The organism is Paraburkholderia silviterrae, from assembly GCF_004353915.1.
Classification (GTDB): Bacteria; Pseudomonadota; Gammaproteobacteria; order Burkholderiales; family Burkholderiaceae; genus Paraburkholderia; species Paraburkholderia silviterrae.
In genome coordinates, this window is sequence record NZ_SMRP01000055.1 from 24,972 (window position 1) to 27,078 (window position 2,107).

At 64.7% G+C, this 2,107-nt stretch carries 2 protein-coding genes; both read left to right on the plus strand.

Features of this window, described 5'->3' with window-relative positions; genetic code table 11:
• Positions 1-189: 189 nt before the first annotated feature.
• Positions 190-1,203, plus strand: coding sequence for an ABC transporter permease subunit (locus tag EYW47_RS39595; RefSeq protein WP_133200241.1), 1,014 nt, complete (start codon positions 190-192; stop codon positions 1,201-1,203).
• A 52-nt stretch (positions 1,204-1,255) separates the two neighbouring features.
• The coding region (locus EYW47_RS39600) for an ABC transporter permease subunit (protein WP_240764125.1) at positions 1,256-2,107 on the plus strand (852 nt) is incomplete at its 3' end.

Genomic DNA, 2,107 nt, shown 5'->3' on the forward strand with positions numbered 1-2,107 from the left:
TATCGAACCGCTCGGCTACGCGCGCTTCGATGGCGTGAGCATGCAGTGATGTTTGTCGCGTAGCGTTCCACTCACTTTCGCTCAGTTAGCACCTACACGGACTATCTGTTCGAAAAATGGTCCGGCGACCGGGGTCACGAGCCCCTGTCGCCGGTAGCGTTTCATTCCTGGCTTTTGGGGGAACACCACATGTTCCGCTTCGTATTGCGCCGCATCGGCATGGTGATACCCACCTTCATCGGTATCACGATCCTCGCGTTCGCACTCATCCACCTGATTCCGGGCGACCCCATCGAAGTGATGATGGGCGAGCGCGGCGTCGATCCTCAAATGCATGCCGACGCAATGCACCGCCTCGGGCTCGACGAGCCCCTGCCGATGCAGTATCTGCACTACGTCGGCCACGCGCTGCAAGGCAATCTCGGCACCTCGATCATCACCAACACGAGCGTGATGGGCGAATTCCTCGCGCGCTTTCCCGCTACCGTCGAACTGTCGATCTGCGCGCTCATGTTCGCGCTCGCGATCGGGCTTCCGGCAGGCGTGTTCGCGGCGCTCAGGCGCGGTACCGTGGTCGATCACGGCGTGATGGGCACGGCGCTCACCGGTTACTCCATGCCGATCTTCTGGTGGGGGCTGATCCTCATCATGGTGTTCTCGTCGAAGCTGGGCTGGACGCCGGTTTCCGGGCGCATCGCCGTGGAGTTCGACATTCCGCACGTCACGGGCTTCATGCTGATCGACTCGCTCTTGCCCGGCACCGATGAAGGCGCGTTCAGGTCGGTGCTCTCGCATCTGATCCTGCCCGCGATCGTGCTCGGCACGATTCCGCTCGCGGTGGTCGCGCGCATGACGCGTTCGTCAATGCTCGAAGTGCTGCGCGAGGATTACATCCGCACCGCGCGCGCGAAGGGCCTCTCGCCGTTGCGCGTGATCGTCGTGCATGCGCTGCGCAATGCGCTGATTCCCGTGGTGACGGTGATCGGCCTGCAGGTCGGCACGTTGCTTGCGGGCGCCGTGCTCACCGAAACGCTGTTCTCGTGGCCCGGCATCGGTAAATGGCTGATCGACGCGATCAGCCGCCGCGACTATCCGGTGGTGCAGGGCGGCATTCTCATGATCGCGACCCTCGTGATCGTCGTGAACCTGGTCGTCGATCTGCTGTACGGCGTGCTCAATCCGCGCATCCGCCACACGAGGTAAGCCACATCATGAACAAGTCCACCCCACAAACCATTCAGGACAAGGAGGCGTGATGGCTGACATTCTGAACACCGTGCCTGCCGCCGTCACACCGCCTTCGGGCCGCGCGCTCGTGCTGCGCGAATTCTGGGCGAACTTCTCGCGCAACAAGGGCGCCGTGGGCGCCGGCGTGATCGTGCTGCTGCTCGTCTTCCTGGCGGTTTTCGCGCCCGTGCTCGCGCCGCACAGCCCCATCGAGCAATATCGCGACTACGTGAAGATTCCGCCCGCCTGGCTCGACGGCGGCAACTGGAAGTTCATTCTCGGCACCGACGAAGCGGGTCGCGACATCCTCTCGCGCCTGATGTACGGCGCGCGCCTGTCGCTGTGGATTGGCTGCGTGTCGGTCGTGCTCGCGCTGATTCCGGGCATCGTGCTCGGGCTCGTCGCTGCGTTCTTCGAGAAGTGGGCCGATACGCCGATCATGCGTCTGATGGACGTGCTGCTCGCGCTGCCCTCGCTGCTGCTGGCCGTCGCCGTGGTGGCGATCATCGGCCCGGGCCTCACCAACACCATGCTCGCGATCGCGATCGTGGCGCTGCCGGGCTATGTGCGTCTTGCGCGCGGCTCGGCGCTGGGCGAGCTTCATAAGGAGTACGTGACGGCGTCGCGCGTGGCCGGCGCCGGCACGCTGCGCCTGATGTTCTCGCAGGTGCTGCCCAACTGCACGGCGCCGCTGATCGTGCAGGCGACGCTCGGCTTTAGCTCGGCGATTCTCGATGCGGCCGCGCTCGGCTTTCTCGGCCTGGGCGTGCAGCCGCCCGCCGCCGAGTGGGGCGCGATGCTCGCCTCGGCGCGCGACTATATCGACAGCGCCTGGTGGATCGTCACGATGCCTGGCCTTTCCATCCTGATCTCGGTGCTC